We start from the raw sequence: 21,445 nt of genomic DNA, 5'->3' as shown, positions 1-21,445 counted from the left end.
GGTGCTGCTCAGACCACCGCGTGCCAGGCGCCCAGCTGGAAGCCGTCGGACGCCGTCTGCTGGCGCATGGTGAGCAGCACCGGCCCGTCGGCCACCGTCATGGCCACGAGACCTCCGTCCAGTGCCTGGGTGAGGGTGGTCGTGAGCGGGCCCTGCGGGGCGCCGGTCTCCGTCCACTTGGCGCCGGCCGTCTCCTGCTCGGCGGGGTACGCCGCGAGCGCGAGCCGCCCGTCGGCGGACTGCTGGGCCAGGACGGTGCAGTCGAAGCCGTCGATCCGGCAGGAGGCGGCCGCGAGCGGTCCCGTCCCCACGGCGTCGACGAACGGCGTCGCCTCGGGCGAGCGGCCCGGGGACCAGACGCAGACGTGCCCGTCCTTGTCGAGGTAGAAGAGCGTGACGTGTCCCGAGGGCCCGGTCACCGCCGCCAGTGTGCCGAGGGTCACGGCGGCGGGCACCACGTCCTGCCGCACGGGCTTGCCACCGGGCTCCTCCTGGACGTAGCGCAGCAGTCCCTTGGCGGTGGCCGTGTACAGCTCGACGAGGCCCTCGCCGTTGGTGACGGCGACCGGCGACGGGTCGGTGCCGCTGCCCATCAGGTCCCACCAGGGGTGCCAGCCGCCGCCCTGCTTCTGGGCCCGGACGCTGAGTCCGCCGCCGCCGTTGCGGGTGAAGACGTACGCGCGTCCCTCGGCGTCGACCGCGATGCTCGGGTTGCCGGTCCGCTTGAAGCTCTTGCCGTTGGAGTGCTGGATGGAGCGCCACTCCACGGCGGGACGACCCGTCTGGAACTGGGTGGTGTGCACCAGCTCGACGTGGTCCTCGGTGTCGGGGACGGGGCGCAGCCCCACGAGGTGGACGTAGCGGTCGGCGCCCTGTCCTACCGCCAGCACGGGCAGGAGTCCGCCGCCGCCGAGGGAGACCGCGCCGCTCCACCGGCCGTCGGTGTCCTCCGTCCAGCGCACCACCTCGCCGTCCCTGAGCAGATACGCGCTGAAGCGGCCCTCCGTGCCACGGGTGAGCCAGCCCCCGTTCAGTGTCGGGACGCTGAACGGCCCCTTCGGACGGCGGGTCGGGTCCTCGGATCGATATGCCATGGGGTCCAGCGCTCCGGTCGACAGGTCAGCATCGGAATGGGCAGGTCCGCTCGGACTGCTGTTCGTCGACTCTACTGGGTGGCGGGGACGCCCAAACGCCACCCAGCGGCTCCCGCTCAGCGCGGCAGAACGGCGATCGCCGTGGAGACCCGGCGTTCCTCCACGGGGTCGCCCACGGCCTCGCGCGGACGGTTGCGGAGCCGGCCGTCCACCACCATCGTCGTCGAACCGCCACCGTCGAGGGTGACGCCGTCCGTGGCTCCCAGGGAGCGCAGCAGAGCGGCCGCTTCCGGAAGCGTGGCCCCCTCGCTCACTCCGGGGTCGCGGCCGTCGAGCGTGACCAGGAGGACCGAGCCGTCCTCGGTGACACCGGCGAGGGTCCGGGCGGCTCGGTCCGACGAGGCGGTCCTGCCCGCGACCGTGACGCGGCCGTCGGCCAGCAACCGGGTCCCGCCTCCGACGACCGAGTCGACCGGTCCGACGAGCGTCCCGCCGTCGGGGCCGTGCATGGGCATCGACGCCTCCAGCCGCCGACCCGTGCGCGCGTGCTCCCGGAGCCAGTCGGCGCCATCGCCGATGCCGTACAGCACTCGTGCGCGCGCCGGGACGGGGCCGCCGGCCGGGGATCTCAGCCGCTGGACGGTTCCGTCCGCGGAGAGCACGGCCTCGACGCTCCCGGGTCCCCCGATCGGGGTGTCGACGCCCCACTGCGGGGTGAACTCCACGATCTCGTCGGGGACGGAGCAGAGCCCGGTGCGCGGGTCGTCGCGTACGAGGCGCCCGGCCGCGGAGAGGCGGCGGCCGTCCACTCCCCCACAGGGGCGCAGCCGGCCCGGCACCCGGTTGACGCCGTCCAGTGCCCGGCTCGCCGTGTCCTCCGCCTCGATCCGGCCCGGGGTGGAGACCTCGGTGATCCGCGCGTCCAGGAGCCCGTCGCGGTAGCCGAGGACGAGGGCTGCGCTGTCGTTGCGGGCTTCGCTGAGGACCCGGTCACCCTCCGCGTACAGGCCCGTCGGATCGCCCTCGAAGCCGCTGAACGCCTTCCCTCCGCGGATGTCGAAGTACGAGCCGTTGACCGCGGCCAGCGCTCCGCTCTGCCGCGCGGCCTCGCGTACCGTCTGCGCTGTCGCCAGCCTCCTGCCGTGCACACCGGTCAGCCGTGCCTTCGCGTCGGTCGCGACGCGCAGCACCTCGACGCGGACGGGCCCCGCCGGGCCGTCGGCGGTGAACTCCTCATGGACGACGCCGGGAGCCACCGGACGCCCGCTCGGCGTGACGGTGGGGCTCTGGAGGGCGGGGCGGTCGTCGCCGGCGTCCGTGCAGGCCCCGGCGGTCAGGAGGAGCACCGACGCGAGCACGGCGACGCGGCGCGCGGTCCTAGGCATCCGTGCGGATCGCGCCGGGCGAGTGGCTCAGGTCGCCGGTGTACACGGTGACCTCGGACCAGACGCGGTGCCCGCTCTCGTCCTCGAAGCAGCAGGAGAAGCCGTCGTAGCCGATGTGGTCGGGATCCGCCTGGTAGGTGAGGCTGCCGTCCGGGGTTCCGAGGAGCGTCCCGTGGGCGGCGAACGTGCTGCCGACGAGCCGGAGTCCGGCGGCGGGGCTGTAGTCGCCGGGGATCACGAACCGTCCGCCGGGAGGCAGCACCATGGAGCGTCCGGGCAGCCAGTGCCGACGGACCCGGTATCCGACGTGGGACACCGACATGGAGGACACCAGGCGTTCGTCCTCGGTGCGTTTGACGCCGACCACGATCCGCGGGAGCAGATACGAGCCCTCGGCCGCGTCCTCCGAGATCCTGGCCACCAGGGTCGCGGCGCGCGGCTCGGCGCCGGAGGCGTACGTCGCGTAGCGCCCGTTGCCCAGTTTGCCGAGGCCCTTGTGCGTGACGACGCTCGTGACGCCCTCGAAGACGTCTCCGAGCAGGTAGCCGTAGGTCCGGAACGGCGCGTCCTGCGGCGTGATCGACAGCGTCAGCGAGAACGTCTGTCCCGGGACGAGCGGCAGCTGCGGGTCGGCGTCGGAGAAGAGTTCCAGACGGCCGCCGTGCCGGGGGCTCTCCGGATGGCTCACCCAGGCCTGGGCCAGCGGGTACCAGTCACTCATCGCACGACCTCACTCACGCGGGACTTGGTCAGGTACTCGAAGACGTCGTCGGGCAGCCAGGTGACCTCCTGCTCCGGGATGTGCGCGTCCAGGTTGCGGAAGTAGTCCGGGAGGAGCAGACCCTGGGCGTACATCTCACGGGCGACGAACCGGGCGCACTCCAGGGCGCCGTGGGGGCGCACATGGCTGTTGTCCTCGACCCCGTCGGGATAGTTGGGGTGCTCCCCCGGCCGGAGGTACAGGAAGACGTTCTTGCTCTCCTCCGGGCCGAGTCGCTCCCACCAGGAGCAGGTGAACTCGTGCAGGTCGACGAGTGGTGTGGAGGTCGCCTGCGCGAGTTCCCGGATGGCCTGCGGATAGACGCCGAGACTGCGCCGCATGTTGCCGAAGGCATCGAACACGCGCCGTTCCACTCCGGGAACGAGAACCGGATGCGCGCCCCGGGACCGGGCCCCGCTGACGTACTTCTTCAGATAGAACTGGAAGTCGGAGAACGGCGCGCTGAAGCGACCGTCCTCGGCCCGCATGTCGTTGTGTCCGAAGGAGACGAGCAGCAGATCGCCGGGGGCGATGTTCTCCAGGATCCAGTCGAGGCGTCCGCGCTCGTAGAAGCTGCGCGAACTCGCCCCGGCGCGGGCCGCGTTGATGACTTCGGCGCCCGGTGTGAACAGGTGGAGCGCCTGTCCCCAGCCGGCCATCGGGGCCATGCTCATCTGCCGCGTGCAGGCACCTGAGCCTCCCGCGATGAAGATTCTCCTCATCCGTCCGTCCATCCCTGTCCGTCCTGCCGCTTCATGGAATCAGCACCCCGCGATGGAGGTCGTCGAACGCCGGATCCGCGACCTCGGCGGGGTCCAGCGTCTCGATCACCCGGTAGGCGCGCTCACAGTTCGAGGTGTCACGGAGCACGAAGAACTCCTCGGCGCGCCGCTGGTACACCTCTTCGACCTCGAAGTTCCGCTCGATGGAACGGATGATCTCCTCGACCGCCTGGTCGACGGTGCCGCATGCCGGTCCGAACCCGTCCCGGGCGAGGTCGAAGTAACCGCGCTTGTAGTGCTTGCTGTAGAACTGCTCGTCGTCGAAGTTCGTGTAGACGATGGGTTTGCCCATGTAGGCGACGTCGAAGAACACGGACGAGTAGTCGGTCACCAGCATCGAGCACTCCCGCATGGCGAGCTGGACGTCCCGGCCCGTCGTGGAGACCGTGATCGACGGGTGGTCGATCTTGAAGTGCTTGAGGTACGGCCTGATCTCGTAGTGCGGCATGAACTCCAGCTCGACGCCGTGGTGTTCGAGCGTGGCAAGGAGCCGGTCGTCACGCAGCAGCGAGGAGAAGAAGCGGTAGTACTCGGAGGCGACGAAAGGCATCTCCGGCTTGGCGGCCTTGTTGTAGGAGGGCGCGACGATGTCACGGCGCCACGTCGGCATGACAAGGACGCGGCGCGGCCCGTTCACCCGCTCCAGGGCGTCGAAGCGCGGCAGTCCGGTGGCGGCGACGCGCTCGTATCCGTATCCGCAGTGCTCGGCGTAGTACGCGCGCTCGCTGCGGCCCGTGGTGAGCACCATGTCGACGTTCGTGGCCTGGGCGTGGATCGACGCGACGACGTCGTTGTACACGACACCGTGCTGGAGGAAGACCCGCTTGTAGCGCAGCAGATCGCCGTACCCCCGCAGGAAGGCCCGCTTGTTCAGCCCGGGGAAGCCGAGGTACGCCTCCAGGTCGTAGGCGTTGATCAGCCGCTCCGCGTGCAGCAGATAGGCCCGGTGTCGCCAGGACAGCCGGTCGATGACCTGCCCGTGGCGGGCGACCTTGTCCCAGTCCGGGGAGTCCCCGTTGATGGAGTAGTAGACCTTGCGTTCGGGGTGGTGCTGCCGGATCCACTTGAACAGGTGGTAGCTGTTGTCCTGCGCGGTGTCCTCGCGCTCCCCGATGATCCAGATGCCACGCCGGTGCAGGACCGGGTACGTGAGCCAGTACAACAGGCGGGTGCGCCAGCCGTCGCGGCCGGGCAGGGATGCCCGCAACTCCTGCCGGAAGCGGCGGAACCGGTCCCCCAGCCGGGCGGCGAACCCGCGCACCCAGCGGACGGAAGCCGTTTCGTCCCCGTCGATGGTCAGCACGAAGCGCCGCCGGCCGCGGGTGTGCGTGCCCTTGAAGCGGTGCAGCATCTGGCGGGTGGACAGGGGGATGTCGTGGTGCCGGTCGTCCGCGTGGATACGGATCGCGAGGCTCAGCTCGGCGTTGGCGAGCGCGTCGAGCGACTCCTGCCGGACCACCGCGCGCCAGCCGGAGAACCAGTCCTGGTCCTTGCGGGTACGCCAGCGGTCCCGCCGGTAGACCTGTGTCACGGCGGCCGTGGCCTCGCGCTCCCCGTCGCTGAGCACCAGCTCGATGCGGTTGGTGAACAGCGCGTCGATGTCCGTCGACGAGAAGACCAGCAGACCCTCGAACTCGATCTCCCCGCCGGACCAGCTGAAGGTCTCGAGCACGACGCCGGTCCTCGGGACACGCAGCAGAGAGGTCTCGACCGAGTCGACCGCGAGCCGTCGGAAGACGCCCTCGTCGTCGATGTGCAGTGTCGGAAGGTACGCCTGCTTGCTCAGCGGCTCCGCGAACAGTTCGACGTTGCCGGTGACGATCGCGTGATGCTGGAGTCGGGCCAGGGGCTGGACGGCGTACTGGAGGATCAGCTCGTCGGGCACCTGCGTGTAGATCGAGTGGAGCATGGGGAAGACCGCGCCGATCTCCGGCTTGCTCATGATCCGGTGCATGTTGCGCACATACGGCTGGAGCGTGCGGACCACGAAACGCTGGGCCAGCCGGACCGTGCGTTCGGACGCGCCGTGCACCGCCTTCAGTACGTGCGCGGCGAGCCGGACCAGTTCCTGGGTCTTGACGGGGTCGTTCCAGGGGCGGTCGAAGAGCGAGTCCTCCTGCTGCTCGTCGCGCGCGTAGAAGCGGGCGCCACGGGCCACCGCGAGGCGGCGACTGCGCAGGATGGCCGGAACGGTGAACCAGTCGTCCTCGAAGCCGGGCCCATGACCGCAGCGGAAGTGGCGGTCGCGTACGTACGAGGTCTTGAAGAGCTTCCCGCCGAGTGCGGTGGAGAAGACGAGGTAGGGCGCGTCGTCGAGACGGTGCACCGGCGCGGTCTCCTCGAAGTACCGGCGCCAGGGCGCGTCGTCGGTGCGTCGCGGGCCGGGGAAGTTGTCCTCCTCTCCGACGACGACGTCGACGCCGCCCGGGACCTTGCGCGCCGCCGCGAGCAGCCGTGCGAGCGCGGACTCGCCGAGGATGTCCCGGGCGCGCGCGAACATCACGTACGGCGCGGTGACGTACCGCAGGCCGTGGTCGAAGGAGGAGCGCAAGCCGAGGACGGCCTGGGTGAGGACGCTCGCGTTGGGGTAGTACGCCGCGAAGGCGGCCAGCCGTCGGGCGGTGGCATCGCTCGATCCGTCGTCGACGAGGACGACCTGGGTCCCGGCGAATCCGGCCTGGGCGGCCAGCGAGGAGAGGAACTCCCCGATGTTGTACTCGTCGTTGCGGCAGTGGACCACGATCGCCGCCGACCAGCTGTTCGGCGGCGCCACGGGCTCGGGCGCGGTGGTGCCCTGCCACCACAGCCAGGAGGTGTCGCGCGGTTCGGCCTTCTTCTGGGCCGCGCTGGTCTCCGGGCGGAGGCCGAGGTTGCCGCTGACGGTCTCGTAGAACTCGTGGACCCCGGCCCCGCCGGTGTACCGCAGCTCGGTCACGTCGATGTGGGGGACGGCGAGGGCGGTCGAGGCGCGCTCGCCGTCGTGACGGAGCTGGACGAAGAAGTTCCAGTGGCCCGCGCGGTCGGCCCGTCCCAGGGTGTCGGCGAGATCGACGGTGGCGTGGTAGCGGATCCACTGGTCGTCGATCTCGACGCCCGAGACGGGGAAGCGGTGGTCGGCCTTGGTGCTCCGACGGCGCAGCACCGCCAGGAGCTCGACCTTGTCCCCAGGGTCGATCCGGCCGAACTGGTTGCGTATCGCGCCGGCGATGTGCAGCCGGTCGCCGTGGATCTCGACCCGGGACGCCTCGTTGTAGAGCCGGGCGTCGGCCAGCTTGGTGCCGGTCAGTTCCAGTTCGGTGACGTCGAGGAACATCTCCGCGCCGGGTCTGCCGAGCAGTGAGCCGGACCAGTACACACGGCCGTCGCGCTCGACGATGTCGGAGCTGATCACGCTGCGGCGGCGCATGAAGTCCGCGGCGGAGATGGCGATGTCGACCCGGTCGTGCATGAGCCCGAAGGCGCGGACGCGCTCCATGGGGCCGCACAGCTCGTAGGCGCGCTCGTCCAGGGCGTGCAGATAGGGGGCGACGGTCCGCACGAAGGCGCTGCGGTACGCCTGGTCGCCGGTACGGAGCTCGGAGGTGTAGAGGCGCAGGTCGTGGGAGAGGAACTTGGCACCCTTGTGGGCGAGCAGGTCCGGGCGGCCGACGGCGGTCAGGAACCGGTCGGTGTACCGGTGGACCAGGACGCGGTCGCTGATGCTGCGCCGCTCGTGGCGCCGGTTCGTGATGGACGGCTGGTCCGTGTCGCGATCCCACATCCACCGGTAGACCGGGGTGGTGAGGAGCGTGAGCGAGCGCGCGTGGAAGTTGGCGACCGTCGAGAAGTAGGTGTCCTCGAAGAAGACGCCTTCGGGGAAGCGGATGCCGAAGTCGTCGAGGAAGGCGCGACTGTAGAGCTTTCCGGCGGCGATCGGGTCGTCGAACAGCTCCGGCACGGCCCCGAGGCCACCGGTGGTCCGGTCGACCGCGTAGAGCTGCGGCTGCCAGACGGTGTTCTCGTCCTTGACCGGATTGATGCGCAGCACACGGCCCGCGGTGACCTCCGATCCGGTGGTGAGGGCGGAGGCGAGCAGTTCCTCGACGGCCTTGAGCGGCAGCTCGTCGTCGGCGTCGAGGAACATCACGTACTGGCCGGAGGCGGCGTCGATGCCGTTGTTGCGGGGCGCTCCGCAGCCCCCGCTGTTCTGCGGTCGCTCGATGACACGGACGCGACGGTCCGCGGCGGCGAACTGACGGGCCACCAGGAGCGAGCCGTCGGCGGAGCAGTCGTCGACGACGAGAACCTCGACCGCGCGGTGGGTCTGGGCGAGTGCGGACTGCAGCGCCCGGGCGAGCGTGGCGCTCGCGTTGTACACCGGGACGACGATGCTGACGAGGTACCGGGGGGCGTTGAGCGGGTGGTTCATCTGCTGTGCCGCTCCTCTTCGGCGCGACCGTACCGGGCAGAGGGCTGCGCCGGGATGTGCGTGATCCGGTGGAGCTGCATGGTGTCGTGAGGGCGGGATCCGCGCAGGTCGTCGTAGGGACGGGGGTACGGCTGGAATCCCGGGTCCTCGTCGGGCTCCGGTGCGGGGAACCGCTGGTCGGCGAGGAGCGCGGTGGCGGCCTGCGCGGTGGAGACGGCGTCGGCGTCGACGGGGTCGTATCCGCGGCGGCGGTGGCGGCCGGCCTGGAGATGCGGGGCGATGGAACCGGCCCGGGTCGGCACGTTCTCGGGGGCGAGGCGCTCCATGGTGCGGGTGAAGTCGCGGGTGGAGAGCCAGAACTTGAACATGATGACGAGCTCGAAGGCGCCCATCAGCACCGCGGAGACAGCGGTGGTCAGGAGTACGTGGCCGATCAGCGGGCCGACGATGAAGATGAACATCTGGAACTCGATGCCGCTGATCAGATGCGGCCGGATCCGGCTGCGCAGCAGGGCGTGACGGACGCGCGCGTACCAGGGGAAGCTCTTGCGGAACCCCTGGTGCAGGTCGATGACCTCGGAGTGTCCCGTCTCCGCGGCCGCCGCCTTGTGGACGTCGGCCTCCATCAGCGGATTCTCGCGCAGCAGGTCCTCCATGAAGACGACCTTCTGGTCCTCCTCCCGGACCCCCGCCTCGGCCTGCCGGGCGAGGGTGACGGCCTCGATCTTGGACCGCATGGACATGCGCATCTTGTAGATCTGGAGGGCGTCGACGTAGCGGAGCATGTCGAGGAAGACGACGACGAGGGCGGCGAGGAGGTAGATGGGCTTGTCCGTGCGGAGGAACTGACCGCCCATCAGGGCCAGGGCGCAGAACAGGACGCGGATGCGGTCGAAGACGTAGTCGAGCCAGCCGCCGAAGACGGAGCCGTTGCCCTTGAGCCGGGCGAGCTTTCCGTCGATGCAGTCGAGGATGAAGCTGATGTGGTAGAGCCCGGCGCCGATGGCGAGTGACGTGTAGTCGCCCTTGAGGAAGAGGGCCGCCGAGCCGAGTCCCACGAACAGCGCGGCCCAGGTGACCCGGTTCGGCGTGATGAAGTTGAACCGGGCGAACCAGCAGACCAGACGCGTCGCGACGGGGTCCACGAGGAGGACCGTCCACCAGGCGTCGCGCTTCTTGCACGTCAGCTTCTGGACGGCTCTGACTGAGAGCTTGTGCATGGTCCCTCGTGCTAGGCGTGGAATGTCTGAAGCGTCAGAACCCCCGTTGGTTCACACGCCTGAGCCCCGTCGAGAGGGCCGGGTACTTCGCATCCACAGAACTTTCACCTGTGGTTCACATAAAGACCCTGGACGACCCTAGCAAACGTGATCGACGATCTCGCGTTCGATTTCTGTTGTCCGGGACACGCTCAGAGCGCCTCCAACGGGCCGAACTCCAGGCCCTGTACGCCCCTGCGCTGCCGGGACACACGCGGGGCCCCGTCCTCTCCGACTATGACGATCACCACACGTCCGAGACCGTCGAGCGCGACGGCGGGCGGGACGAGGGACCTGCCGCCCTGTGGCGACCACCACACACCCAGGTCGGGGCGGCCGTCCGCGTGGGCCCCGACCGCGGTCACACCGTCGTGCCCCGCGCGGACCAGCACCGTACAGCTCCAGGCGTCGACGTCGGCGCCCGCGACGCCCGCGACCGGCCCGCTTCCGTCGGCGCCGCCCAGGCCGATCGGCGCGGGCGCGCCCGGCTGCCAGACGCAGACCTCGTTGGTCGCCGCGTACCGGAAGCGCAGCGACCCCGCTTCGGGCGCCGCCGACAGGCTGCCGGGCACGGCGCTCACCGGGATGTCGTCGAACTCCGCCCACGTCCGGGAGGCGCGATCGTAGTGCCAGTGCACCGCGGCCACGCCCTCGCGCCTGCGGGCCACCAGCTCGACACCGCCGTCCCAGCCGGGGAACACGGCCAGCTCGTCCGCCACCCGGCAGCCCCTGAGGTGCTGCCAGGCGGACCAGTGACCGTTCGCGTCCTGCCGTCGGGTGCTGATGCTCGCCCCGACGTTGCGCACGAAGACATGGAGCGTGCCGTCACCGTCGAACGCGGCCACCGGGAACCCGACCCGGCGCGCCTTGTGCCACTCACGCGCGTTGGGGTTGCCCAGCTCCGCCCACGGGCCGAGCGCGCGCCCGCTCTGGTACTGGACGGCCGTCACCACCTCCAGCGCGCCCTCGTCCTCCTCCGCGCCCTCGGTACGGCGCAGCCCGAAGAGCCGTACATAGCCGTCGGCACCCTGCAGCACGGTGAGTCCCGGCATGAGTTCGGGCGTCTCCAGCAGCACGGGGCCGGTCCACCGCGGGCCGCCCGAGGCGACCTCGGTCCAGCGCAGCACACCCGCGGCGGAGAGCAGATGGAGGGAGAGCCGGCCGTCCGCGCCCCTGGTGAGCCAGTGGGCCGGGCGGGGGTAACGGGACGCGAGGTCGAGCGGGGTCCCCGGGTCGGCGGCCGCCCGACGGCACTCCACGAACACCGGTCTTCCGGTGCGGTGCTGATACCAGCGCGCCGCGCGTACCGCCGCCCGGGCGGCACGGCCGCGCGCGGGCGGCTCGACGACGGCGAACTTCCGGCCCCCGCGAGGACCGTCCTCGTCCACGGCCGTACTCGCGGGATCGGGGTCCAGCGTGGCCACTCGCGTCGGCCCGAGTTCGAGGAAGACCTCGCGGAGCGAGGCGTCGACGTCCTTGTCCCGGACGCGCAGGACGCGGGGCTCACCCGCGATCCGGTGCCCCCGCTGCCGCGCCTCGGCCAGGGCGCGCCCGAGCGCTTCGGACTCCCCGTCCGCTCCGGCCTGGAGACAGACCACGGCGATCGGGGCACCGGGAGGTTCCGTGCCGACCAGCGCGATCGCGTCGGCAGGCGTGGCGACGACGACGGCGAGGAATCCCGCGGATCGGGACGGATGGGGGCCGTCGGGCCGTTCGGTGACGGACGGGGAATCACCGGCCGGACGACTCGTCCGCGTACGGCGCCCGGCTCTTCGCACCACGCCCTCCCCCTCTCCCCGGAACCGTGGTTCGACCGTGGTTCACACCAGGTTCATCAACGCTCGATCGAGTAGACGATAAACGTTTCTCTGTTCGAGTGGAAAATCCGGGATGACCCGAAGTCATACACCAGTACGAGGTCGGCCTATAATTCACGCTTCACAGGAGCTTGAGCTGATCCTGATGCCCCGGGGGGGTGCCGGGTCGCCGTAACCCGCAGCGGGTTCAGAATTCGAGGATGCACGCGCGATGAGTCAGGACATACGTACGCCGGACGCCGGAACCGACGGGACCTCCGGCGGCCGCTCCCGCAAGGCACCCCGGCGCAAGCGCAGGACCGGGCGGATCGTCCTGCTGGTGCTGCTCGTTCTCGTGCTGGCCGCGGGCGGAACCGCGTACTGGATGTACAGCAGCCTCGACGGCAACATCAAGGCCGTCGACGTCGACAAGGCGCTCGGCGACGACCGCCCGCAGAAGCTGCCCACCACCGGACAGAACCTGCTGGTCCTCGGTTCCGACTCGCGCGCCGGGGACAACGCGGACCTGGACGGCGGGAAGGTCAGCGGCGCCCGCTCGGACACCGCCCTGGTGGTCCACATACCGGAGGGCCGCACCCAGGCGGTCGCGGTCAGCATCCCCCGCGACACCCTCGTCACCCGGCCCGAGTGCCAGAAGTCCGGAGGCGGCACGGCGCCCGCCGCGCAGCGCGTGATGTTCAACTCCGTGTTCGCGCAGTACGGACCGGCCTGTGTGATGAAGACCGTCGAGAAGATGAGCGGCGTACGGCTCGACCACTACCTGGAGATCGACTTCGCGGGCTTCAAGGACCTGGTCGACGCCATCGGCGGCGTCACCGTCGACATCGACGAGCCCATCAAGGACGGCGCTGCGGGCCTCGATCTCGCCGCCGGCCCGCAGCGGCTCGACGGCACGCAGTCCCTGGCCTTCGTACGGACGCGGTACGGCGTCGGCGACGGCAGCGACCTCGGCCGCATCGGCAACCAGCAGAAGTTCCTCACCGCGCTCCTCACCGAGGTCCGCAAGCAGGATCTGCTGAGCAGCCCCACCAAGACCTACGAGGTCGCCGACTCGGCGACCAAGGCGCTGACCACCGACTCCGGGCTCGCCTCGCTCACCGCGCTCAGCGAGTTCGCCCGGTCCCTCAACGGCGTCGACCCGAGCAGCATGGAGACCATCATGCTGCCGGTCGCGTACGACAAGAAGGACCCGAACCGGGTCGTCGCGTACGAGCCCAACGCCTCCCGGCTGTGGAAGGCCATCCGCGAGGACACCCGGATCCCCGAGTCGGCGAAGAAGTCACCCGCCACCGGCGGCTGACGCAGCGGCACACACGACGCACGGAAGGGGTGTGAACCGTCCTCCCACCGGTTCGCACCCCTTCCGCCGTCACGGCACGTGGGTACGGCGCGTCAGTACAGCGCGTTCTGCCCCGCCTTGCCCAGGCGGCTGTGGGAGCGGCCGTACAGGAAGTACACGACGATGCCGACGGCCATCCAGACCGCGAAGCGGAACCAGGTCTCGCCCGGCAGGTTGAGCATCAGCCAGACCGAGGCGGCGATGGAGAGGATGGGGAGGAACGGCACCCACGGCGTACGGAAGGCACGGTGCAGGTCGGGGCGCGTGCGGCGGAGCACCATCACACCGATGGCGACGACGACGAAGGCGAAGAGCGTGCCGATGTTCACCAGGGTCGCCAGCTCGTTGATGCTGGTGAAGCCGGCCACGATCGCGATGACGACGCCGAGCAGGATGGTCGGGCGGTACGGGGTCCGGAACCGCGGGTGCGTGACGGAGAAGAAGCGCGGCAGCAGCCCGTCGCGGCTCATCGCGAAGAAGACGCGCGTCTGGCCGAGCAGGAGGATCAGACAGACGGTCGTGAGACCGACGGCGGCGCCGAAGCTGATCACACCCGCGTAGAAGGGGTGTCCGACCGCCTTGAAGGCGTCGGCGAGCGGTGCGCTGACGGAGAGTTCCGTGTAGTGCTGCATGCCGGTCACGACCAGGGCCACGGCGACGTAGAGCACGGTGCAGATGAACAGCGAGCCCAGGATGCCGCGCGGCATGTCGCGCTGCGGAAGCTTCGTCTCCTCGGCGGCGGTGGCGACCACGTCGAAGCCGATGAAGGCGAAGAAGACGACGGAGGCGGCGGTGAAGATGCCCATGACGCCGAAGTTGGTGGGCTCGTACCCGAAGATCGTCTGGACCAGCGGGGCGTCCCAGGCGGAGCCTCCGCCGGGCGGGGTGACCGCGTCGGGGATGAAGGGGTCGTAGTTGTCGCCCACGATGAAGAAGAGACCCGCGATGATCACGATCATGACGACCGTGACCTTGATGGCCACGACGATCGCGGTGATGCGGGCGGAGAGCTTCATGCCGAGGACGAGGACCACGGTCAGCACCAGGACCAGCAGGAAGGCCAGGATGTCGAAGGTACCGCCCGCCGCGTCGGGCCCTTCCAGCGCGGCCGGCAGATGCCAGTCCACGTTGTCCATCAGGGACCGTACGTAGCCGGACCAGCCCACCGCGACGACGGCCGTGCCGAGCGCGAACTCCAGGACGAGGTCCCAGCCGATGATCCAGGCCGGCAGTTCGCCGATCGAGGCGTACGCGAAGGTGTACGCCGATCCGGCGACGGGGACCGTCGAGGCGAACTCGGCGTAGCACAGGGCAGCGAGCGCGCAGACGATGCCGGCGGCGACGAAGGCCAGGGCCGTGGCGGGACCGGCGTTCTCCTTGGCCACCTTGCCGGTGAGCACGAAGATGCCGGTGCCGATGATGACGCCGACGCCGAACACCATCAGGTCCCAGGCGGAGAGCGACTTCCTGAGCGCGTGCTCGGGCTCTTCGGTGTCCCGGATCGACTGCTCGACCGTCTTCGTCCGGAACATCCCGGAACTGGCTCGTGGTGGTTGCTGGTCCGTACTCACCGTCGTACCTCCGTACCGTCGGTCCCGACACCCATGATCGAGACCCCGAAGGGGTAGCGCCTGTCGAGGCAACAGGTTTCACACGAACGGGCCGGTCGGCAACCCCGCGGGGTGGTCCGACCGGCCCAATGTCGACGGTGTGACGGAGGTCAGTCGCGGACGGGCTCCACGGCTCGGCCGCTGTCCTCGTACCTGCCGTCCAGACGCGAGACGAGGCCGGTGACCTGACGGGCGATGTCCGGGGCCGTCAGACCGATCTCCGCCATCACCTCGGCGCGGGAGGCGTGGTCGAGGAAGCGCGGCGGGATGCCGAAGTCGCGCAGCGGCACGTCCACGCCGGCGTCGCGCAGGGCCTGCGAGACGGCCGAGCCGACACCGCCCACCCGGCTGTTGTCCTCGACGGTGACGACGACCCGGTGCTGCTCGGCGAGCGGGGCGAGCGCCTCGTCGACCGGCTTGACCCAGCGGGGGTCGACGACGGTCGTGGAGATGCCCTGCTTGTCGAGCAGGTCGGCGATCTCCAGGCACATCGGCGCGAGCGCGCCGACGGAGACCAGGAGGACGTCGGGCGTGTCGGTACCCGGCTCGCGGAGCACGTCCATGCCGCCGACGCGGCGCAGGGCCGGTACGGCGGGGCCGACGGCGCCCTTGGAGAAGCGGACGACGGTCGGCGCGTCGGTGACGTCGACGGCCTCGCGCAGCTGGGCGCGGACCTGGTCGGCGTCGCGCGGCGCGGCGAGCCGCAGACCGGGGACGACCTGGAGGATCGACATGTCCCACATGCCGTTGTGGGAGGCGCCGTCGGTGCCGGTGACGCCGGCCCGGTCCAGGACGAACGTGACACCGCACTTGTGCAGGGCCACGTCCATCAGGACCTGGTCGAAGGCGCGGTTGAGGAACGTCGCGTAGACCGCGAAGACGGGGTGGAGGCCGCCGGTGGCGAGGCCGGCCGCGGAGACCGCGCCGTGCTGCTCGGCGATGCCGACGTCGTACACCCGCTCGGGGAAGGCCTTGGCGAACTTGTCGAGGCCGACGGGCTGGAGCATGGCCGCGGTGATGGCGACGATGTCCTGGCGCTCCTTGCCGAGCTCGACCATCTCCTGGGCGAAGACGCCGGTCCAGTCGGCGCCGGAGGAGGCGATCGGCAGACCGGTGTCGGGGTGGATCTTGCCGACGGCGTGGAAGCGGTCGGCCTCGTCCTGGAGCGCGGGCTGGTAGCCGCGGCCCTTCTCGGTGAGGCAGTGGACGATGACCGGGCCGCCGAAGCGCTTGGCGCGCGTCAGGGCGGACTCCAGCGCCTCGATGTCGTGGCCGTCGATGGGACCGACGTACTTCAGGCCGAGGTCCTCGAACATGCCCTGCGGGGCGATGAAGTCCTTCAGGCCCTTCTTCGCGCCGTGCAGCGTCTCGTAGAGCGGCTTCCCGACGACGGGGGTGCGCTCCAGGATGTCCTTGCCGCGGGCGAGGAAGCGCTCGTAGCCGTCGGTCGTACGGAGCGTGGCCAGGTGGTTGGCGAGGCCGCCGATCGTGGGCGCGTACGAGCGCTCGTTGTCGTTCACGACGATGACGAGCGGGCGGTCCTTGGCGGCGGCGATGTTGTTCAGCGCCTCCCAGGCCATGCCGCCGGTGAGGGCTCCGTCCCCGATGACGGCGACGACGTGGTCGTCCTTCTTCAGCACCTCGTTGGCCTTGGCCAGGCCGTCGGCCCAGCCGAGGACCGTGGAGGCGTGCGAGTTCTCGATCACGTCGTGCTCGGACTCCGCCTGCGAGGGGTAGCCGGACAGACCGCCCTTCATCTTCAGTTTCGAGAAGTCCTGACGGCCGGTGAGCAGCTTGTGGACGTAGCTCTGGTGGCCGGTGTCGAAGAGGACCTTGTCCTTCGGGGAGTCGAAGACACGGTGCAGGGCGATGGTCAGCTCGACCACGCCGAGGTTCGGGCCGAGGTGGCCCCCGGTCTTGGAGACGGCGTCCACGAGAAACGTCCGGATCTCCTCGGCCAGCTGGTCCAGCTGTTCCGGGGAGAGCCGGTCCAGATCGCGCGGTCCCCTGATACGGGTCAGCAATGCCACCCGTGCCTCCTTGCCATTGAGCTGGTCGAGCTTGCCGATTTGTCGAGTCTAATGTTCCGCCCCCGGCCTTGGTCATCGGGCGGCAGGTTGTGCGTCACGCTGATGGCCGACACACCGCTGAGCCTACGGGCGGTGTACAGGGCCAGACGCAGCAGTGCCCGGCACCGGTTCTCCGGTGCCGGACACTGTGGGCTTGGTAACGCCGAAACGTTACGCGCGGCCTGCGGTCTTCTGCGTACGACGCGAGACCGAGTCGATCACGACGGCGGCGAGGAGCACCGCGCCGGTGATCATGTTCTGGATGGAGTTGGACATACCGATCATGTTCAGCCCCTGCTGGATCGACTGGATCACGATCATCCCCAGGAGTGCCGACCAGACCTTGCCCCGGCCGCCGAAGAGGCTGGTGCCACCGATGACAGCGGCCGCGATGACCAGCATCAGCGTGTTGCCGCCACCCAGGCTCTTGGTAGCGCCGCCGGAGAGGCTCGCGATGAAGAGCCCGCCGAAGGCAGCGAGAGTGCCGGAGATCGCGAAGACTGCGATACGAACACCATCGACGTTGATACCCGCTCGGCGGGCGGCCTCGGCGTTGCCGCCGACCGCGAAGACCTTGCGGCCGAAGAGGGTGCGACGGGCGACAAAGTCCGCGAGCACCAGCACCGCCAGGAAGAGGACCAGGGCGAGCGGCAGGCCGCGGGCGCCCTCGGGCTCGTTCATGACGAAGGCGACGACGAAGACGAGGACCGCGACGACGGCCGTGCGCAGCACGATCTCGCTGACCGGCCGGGAGGGCAGGAGCGCTGCCTTGCGGCGGCTGCTGTCCCGCAGAAGCGAACCGAGGTAGACGAGGACCGCGACCATTGCGAGGCCGTAGGCGGCGGCCTTGTCGGCGAAGAAGTAGTTGGTGAGGTTCTCCACCACACTGCCCGAGGGCGTGTTGATGGAGCCCTCGCCGCCCATCAGCCACTCCTGGAAGCCCATCCAGCCGAGGAAGCCGGCGAGGGTGACCACGAAGGCCGGGACGCCGATCTTGGCGAAGAAGAAGCCGTGCAGCGCACCGATGAGCGTGCCCGTGAGTACGGCCAGCACGATGGCGAGCCACTCGTTCATGCCGTTGCTGACCTGGAAGCCGGCCCAGACCGCCGCGCCGACACCGGCCACCGAGCCCAACGACAGGTCGATCTCGCCCAGGAGGAGGACGAAGACGATGCCGACGGCCATGATGCCGAGGCCGGACGAGTAGACCGCGATGTTGGCGACGGAGCTCGCGGAGAGGAAGTTGCTGTTCTGGACCTGGAAGACGATCGCGATGACGATCAGGCCCAGGACGACGGGCAGGGAGCCCAGCTCGCCGCCGCGGATCTTGCGGCTGAACTCGGTCCAGTAACCCTTCATGCCCTCTTCGCGGACCAGCAGGCGCGGGTCGACGGCGGGGATCGGGGCGGCGGAGGCCGCCGGGGCCTCCGGGGAGCGGGGCTGGGGGGTCTTGGCGAGGTCGCTCACTTCGCGTCCTCCTTCGTGGCCTGGCGCGCCTGGCGACGGGTCACGGCGTTGTCCGTGGCACCCGTGATGGCCGCGATGATCGTCTCGTGGCTGGTCTCGGCGACGGGGAAGTCGCCGTTGTTGCGGCCCAGGCGCAGGACCGCGACGCGGTCCGCGACGGCGCGGACGTCGGCCATGTTGTGGCTGATGAGGATGACTCCGTGGCCGCGCTCGCGCAGCCGCTCCACGAGGTCGAGCACCTGTGCGGTCTGCTCGACGCCCAGGGCGGCGGTGGGCTCGTCCAGGATGACGATCTTCGGGTCGCCGATCAGGGCGCGGGCGATGGCCACGACCTGACGCTGACCGCCGGAGAGCGCCGCGACCGGGATGCGCACGCTCGGGATCCGGATGGACAGGGTGTCGAGGAGTTCCTTGGCGCGCTTCTCCATGGCGATCTCGTCGAGGACGGAGCCGGAGCTCAGCTCGCTGCCGAGGAAGAGGTTGGCGACGACGTCGAGGTTGTCGCAGAGCGCCAGGTCCTGGTAGACGGTGGCGACCCCGAGGTTCTGGGCGTCGTGCGGCCTGGTGATCTGGACGGGGCGGCCGTCCCACTCGATGACGCCCTCGTCGATCGGGTGAACACCCGAGATCGTCTTGACGAGGGTCGACTTGCCGGCGCCGTTGTCGCCGACCAGGGCGACGACCTCACCGGCGTGGATCTCCAGTTCTACGTCGGTGAGCACCTGGACGGCGCCGAACCGCTTGGAGATTCCGCGCAACGCCAGCACGGGCGTAGCGGACACGTGAATCATCTCCTTCGCCGCCTGACCGGCGGGGATGGTGGTGCGAGAGAGCACAGAGGGGGGCTGTGAGGGGCTGTGAGAGGAGTCCGGCGCCCCCCCCCCCGCTTGCGGGGCGTTGAACGGGGCGGGGGCGCCGGACCGGACCGGGGGCCGTTCGGAGGAGGTCAGTGGGTCCGAAGGGCGTTCCGGCAGCGGGTGTTACTTGATGCCCGCCGCGTCGCAGGCCGCCTTGTACTCGCCGGCGCAGAGGGCCGCGGCCTCGTAGACGCCGTCGGCGATGATCGTGGAGCCGATGTTCTCCTTGGTCACGACCTGCGCGTCGTACAGCTTCGCCGGGATGTCCTTGAACTCACCGGTGAGGCTGGTGACCTTGGTGGGGACCAGGTCGTCGATCTTCTCGCCCTTGAGCAGGCGGACGGCGATCTCGGCGGTGGTCTCGGCCTCGGGCTTGATCTGCTTGTAGATCGTGAAGGCCTGGTCGCCCTTCAGGATGCGCTGCAGACCGGCGAGCTCGGCGTCCTGGCCGCCGACCGGGACCTTGATGCCCTGCTTGGAGAGGGCGGTGATGATGCCGCCGGCCATGCCGTCGTTGGCCGAGTAGACGCCCTGGAAGCCGTCCTTGCCCAGCGAGTCGATGGCGGCACCCATCTTCTTGTTGGCCTCGTCGGGGGACCAGTCCGGGATGTCCTGCTCGTAGACGACCTTCTTGACGGCCGAGTCGAGGACGCTGTGGGCGCCCTTCTTGAACAGCGGGGCGTTCGGGTCGGTCGGCGAGCCGTTGATCATGACAACGTTGGCGTCCTTCGCACCGTCGCCGAGCGCCTTGACCAGGCCCTCGCCCTGCAGACGGCCGATCTTCTCGTTGTCGTAGCTGACGTACGCGGAGATCGGGCCCTCGGCCAGGCGGTCGTACGCGACGACGGAGACGCCCTGCTCCTTGGCGTGCTGGACCCAGGACTTGGTGGCCTTGTAATCGACCGAGTCCAGGATGATGACCTTCACACCCTGGGTGACCAGCGCGTCGAACTGCTTCTTCTGCGTCTCGGTGTCCTGCGCGGCGTTGTTGTACTTGACCTCGCAGTCCGAGCAGAGGGCCTTGATCTTCGCCTCGATGATCGGGCGGTCGAAGGTCTCGTAACGCGTGGTCTTGTTCTCCGGCAGCAGCAGACCGATGGTCTTGCCGTCGCCGCCCTGCCCACCGGTGCTGCCGTCCGAGCCCGAGCCACTGTCGCCCGCCTTGCCACAGGCGGCGAGCGAGAGGGCCATGGAAACCGCGGCCGTACCTATGACGACGCGTCGCGTCACTGCGTTCATGTGGGTGTGCCTCCCTGACGAGGCCGCGACTTTGCGGCCGAGGTGGCTGGAAGTCAACTCGGCCGCCGGGTCGTCGTCAAGGAGTAAATCCTTAACGAGATGACAACGGTGCCATCCGTTATCTAAGTGAAGGCAGGCGTGGAGACCTGCGCGGCACCGGGCGGCGCACTCTCAAGAAGGGTCGAATCGCCCATCTCGCTCAGGGCGAGAGCCAGCGCGCCAAGCACCTCGGCGCGTCCGCCGAGCGCCCCTGGGGCAAGCGAGAGCTGGCGGGCGGCGCTCGGGATGGCGTACCGCGAGACGGAGTCGCGGATGGGGGCGAGCACCAGCTCGCCGGCCTCGGCCAGGTCGCCGCCGAGGACCACCCGGCTGGGGTTGAGCAGATTGCAGAGGTTGGCGACACCGCTGCCGATATGACGGCCGACGTCGGCGATGACCCGGCGGCAGCCGGGGTCGCCCTCGCGGGCGAGCTGGACGACCCGCTCCATGGTCAGATCGGGGCCGTGGCCGGGCTGGAGCAGCGGCAGGACGTACCGGGCGGCCGTGAAGGTCTCCAGGCAGCCGCGGTTGCCGCAGCGGCAGACCGGACCGGACTCGTCGAGCGTGATGTGTCCGATCTCGCCGGCGGTGCCGCCGGGCCCGCGGTAGACCCGTCCGTCTATGACCAGACCCGCGCCGACGCCGCTGGCGACCTTGATGTAGGCGAGGTCCTTCACCCCGCGGCCGCTGCCCCAGACGAGCTCGCCGAGCGCGCCGAGGTTGGCGTCGTTGTCGACGTACACGGGGACGCCCAGACGGCCCGAGAGCTCGTCGGCCGGGTTGATACCGCTCCAGCCCGGGAGGATCGAGGTGGAGCCCAGCGTGCCCGAGGAGACGTCGATCGGCCCCGGGACGCCGAGGCCGACGCCGACGACCTTGTCGCGGCCGATGCCGGTGGCCGCGATCAGCCGCCTGACCAGGCGTTCCGCCCGGTCGAAGCCCTCGGCGGAGGAGGCGTCGACGTCCAGCGGCTCGGACTCCTCGGCGAGCACCTGATGGGCGAGGTTGCCCACGGCGACCCGTAGGTGGGTATGGCCGAAGTCGACACCGATGACGATCCCGGCGTCGCCGGAGAGCGAGACGCTGCGGGCCCTGCGGCCTCCCGCGGAGGTGGGCGTGACCTCGACGGTTCCGCCGTCTTTCAGCTCCCGCACGATGTTGGAGACCGTGGCGGCGGACAGCCCGGTGGACCGGGCGATCTCCGCCTGGGTGAGCGAGCCCGCCATGCGTACCGCACGGACGACCCGTTCCAGATTGGCCTTGTGCAGAGATGTCTGCGACCCCGGAGTCTCCATCGACTCATCCACTCCCGCCTGCGCC

14 protein-coding genes are annotated in these 21,445 nt (G+C 69.9%); 1 reads left to right on the top strand and 13 read right to left on the bottom strand.

Annotation, left to right across the window (positions count from 1 at the left end; genetic code table 11):
- Window positions 1–8: 8 nt before the first annotated feature.
- The 7 genes from ACFUJR_RS13155 to ACFUJR_RS13125 form a co-directional block, all read right to left on the bottom strand.
- Window positions 9–1,094, bottom strand: a complete 1,086-nt coding sequence (locus ACFUJR_RS13155; protein WP_383176500.1) for a hypothetical protein — start codon at window positions 1,092–1,094, stop codon at window positions 9–11.
- A gap of 116 nt (window positions 1,095–1,210) precedes the next feature.
- On the bottom strand, window positions 1,211–2,479 hold the full coding sequence (locus tag ACFUJR_RS13150) for a phosphodiester glycosidase family protein (protein WP_383176497.1): 1,269 nt from the start codon (window positions 2,477–2,479) through the stop codon (window positions 1,211–1,213).
- Window positions 2,472–3,200: an Ig-like domain-containing protein gene (locus ACFUJR_RS13145; RefSeq protein ID WP_383176494.1), complete on the bottom strand. Its 729-nt coding sequence runs from the start codon at window positions 3,198–3,200 to the stop codon at window positions 2,472–2,474. Before ACFUJR_RS13145 ends, ACFUJR_RS13150 begins: the two co-directional genes overlap by 8 nt.
- On the bottom strand, window positions 3,197–3,913 hold the full coding sequence (locus ACFUJR_RS13140) for a rhamnogalacturonan acetylesterase (RefSeq protein ID WP_383176491.1): 717 nt from the start codon (window positions 3,911–3,913) through the stop codon (window positions 3,197–3,199). Before ACFUJR_RS13140 ends, ACFUJR_RS13145 begins: the two co-directional genes overlap by 4 nt.
- 79 nt (window positions 3,914–3,992) lie before the next feature.
- Window positions 3,993–8,429: a glycosyltransferase gene (locus ACFUJR_RS13135; protein ID WP_383176488.1), complete on the bottom strand. Its 4,437-nt coding sequence runs from the start codon at window positions 8,427–8,429 to the stop codon at window positions 3,993–3,995.
- Window positions 8,426–9,649 (bottom strand): CDP-alcohol phosphatidyltransferase family protein, encoded by a 1,224-nt coding sequence (locus ACFUJR_RS13130; RefSeq protein WP_383176485.1) that lies wholly within the window; start codon window positions 9,647–9,649, stop codon window positions 8,426–8,428. The genes ACFUJR_RS13135 and ACFUJR_RS13130 overlap by 4 nt, the downstream gene beginning before the upstream one ends.
- Before the next feature lie 191 nt (window positions 9,650–9,840).
- Window positions 9,841–11,466: a hypothetical protein gene (locus ACFUJR_RS13125; protein WP_383176482.1), complete on the bottom strand. Its 1,626-nt coding sequence runs from the start codon at window positions 11,464–11,466 to the stop codon at window positions 9,841–9,843.
- Window positions 11,467–11,716: 250 nt separating this feature from the next.
- Between ACFUJR_RS13125 and ACFUJR_RS13120 the strand changes: the two genes are divergently transcribed.
- Window positions 11,717–12,805: an LCP family protein gene (locus ACFUJR_RS13120; protein WP_383176479.1), complete on the top strand. Its 1,089-nt coding sequence runs from the start codon at window positions 11,717–11,719 to the stop codon at window positions 12,803–12,805.
- 92 nt (window positions 12,806–12,897) lie between these two features.
- Here the strand turns inward: ACFUJR_RS13120 and ACFUJR_RS13115 are convergent, their stop codons facing one another.
- From ACFUJR_RS13115 to ACFUJR_RS13090, 6 genes are all read right to left on the bottom strand, one after another.
- Window positions 12,898–14,376 carry an amino acid permease gene (locus tag ACFUJR_RS13115; protein WP_383172063.1) on the bottom strand — a complete coding sequence of 493 codons (1,479 nt, stop codon included), beginning with the start codon at window positions 14,374–14,376 and terminating at the stop codon, window positions 12,898–12,900.
- A 188-nt stretch (window positions 14,377–14,564) separates the two neighbouring features.
- Complete coding sequence (gene dxs / locus ACFUJR_RS13110; RefSeq protein ID WP_383172065.1) at window positions 14,565–16,484, bottom strand: 1-deoxy-D-xylulose-5-phosphate synthase; 1,920 nt, start codon at window positions 16,482–16,484, stop codon at window positions 14,565–14,567.
- Between the two features lie 210 nt (window positions 16,485–16,694).
- The gene (locus ACFUJR_RS13105; RefSeq protein WP_383172067.1) at window positions 16,695–17,990 is read right to left on the bottom strand and encodes a sugar ABC transporter permease; all 1,296 of its coding nucleotides are present in this window, start codon (window positions 17,988–17,990) and stop codon (window positions 16,695–16,697) included.
- Complete coding sequence (locus ACFUJR_RS13100) at window positions 17,987–18,781, bottom strand: ATP-binding cassette domain-containing protein (RefSeq protein WP_383172069.1); 795 nt, start codon at window positions 18,779–18,781, stop codon at window positions 17,987–17,989. The genes ACFUJR_RS13105 and ACFUJR_RS13100 overlap by 4 nt, the downstream gene beginning before the upstream one ends.
- A gap of 189 nt (window positions 18,782–18,970) precedes the next feature.
- Window positions 18,971–20,086: a substrate-binding domain-containing protein gene (locus tag ACFUJR_RS13095; RefSeq protein WP_383172071.1), complete on the bottom strand. Its 1,116-nt coding sequence runs from the start codon at window positions 20,084–20,086 to the stop codon at window positions 18,971–18,973.
- A gap of 122 nt (window positions 20,087–20,208) precedes the next feature.
- On the bottom strand, window positions 20,209–21,420 hold the full coding sequence (locus ACFUJR_RS13090) for an ROK family protein (protein WP_383172073.1): 1,212 nt from the start codon (window positions 21,418–21,420) through the stop codon (window positions 20,209–20,211).
- Between the last annotated feature and the right edge of the window lie 25 nt (window positions 21,421–21,445).

Source organism: Streptomyces sp. NPDC057271 (genome assembly GCF_042668715.1).
GTDB lineage: Bacteria > Actinomycetota > Actinomycetes > Streptomycetales > Streptomycetaceae > Streptomyces.
The sequence above is the reverse complement of the archived record's forward strand: the minus strand, read 5'-3'. Positions and strand labels throughout refer to the sequence as shown.

Excerpts from the sequence above, each read along its gene's own strand:
- ACFUJR_RS13095 (WP_383172071.1), bottom strand. The coding sequence starts at position 20,086 with ATGAACGCAGTGACGCGACGCGTCGTCATAGGTACGGCCGCGGTTTCC.
- ACFUJR_RS13120 (WP_383176479.1), top strand. The coding sequence starts at position 11,717 with ATGAGTCAGGACATACGTACGCCGGACGCCGGAACCGACGGGACCTCC.
- ACFUJR_RS13100 (WP_383172069.1), bottom strand. The coding sequence starts at position 18,781 with ATGATTCACGTGTCCGCTACGCCCGTGCTGGCGTTGCGCGGAATCTCC.
- ACFUJR_RS13135 (WP_383176488.1), bottom strand. The coding sequence starts at position 8,429 with ATGAACCACCCGCTCAACGCCCCCCGGTACCTCGTCAGCATCGTCGTC.
- ACFUJR_RS13150 (WP_383176497.1), bottom strand. The coding sequence starts at position 2,479 with ATGCCTAGGACCGCGCGCCGCGTCGCCGTGCTCGCGTCGGTGCTCCTC.
- ACFUJR_RS13145 (WP_383176494.1), bottom strand. The coding sequence starts at position 3,200 with ATGAGTGACTGGTACCCGCTGGCCCAGGCCTGGGTGAGCCATCCGGAG.
- ACFUJR_RS13130 (WP_383176485.1), bottom strand. The coding sequence starts at position 9,649 with ATGCACAAGCTCTCAGTCAGAGCCGTCCAGAAGCTGACGTGCAAGAAG.
- ACFUJR_RS13115 (WP_383172063.1), bottom strand. The coding sequence starts at position 14,376 with ATGTTCCGGACGAAGACGGTCGAGCAGTCGATCCGGGACACCGAAGAG.
- ACFUJR_RS13140 (WP_383176491.1), bottom strand. The coding sequence starts at position 3,913 with ATGAGCATGGCCCCGATGGCCGGCTGGGGACAGGCGCTCCACCTGTTC.
- ACFUJR_RS13155 (WP_383176500.1), bottom strand. The coding sequence starts at position 1,094 with ATGGCATATCGATCCGAGGACCCGACCCGCCGTCCGAAGGGGCCGTTC.
- ACFUJR_RS13090 (WP_383172073.1), bottom strand. The coding sequence starts at position 21,420 with ATGGAGACTCCGGGGTCGCAGACATCTCTGCACAAGGCCAATCTGGAA.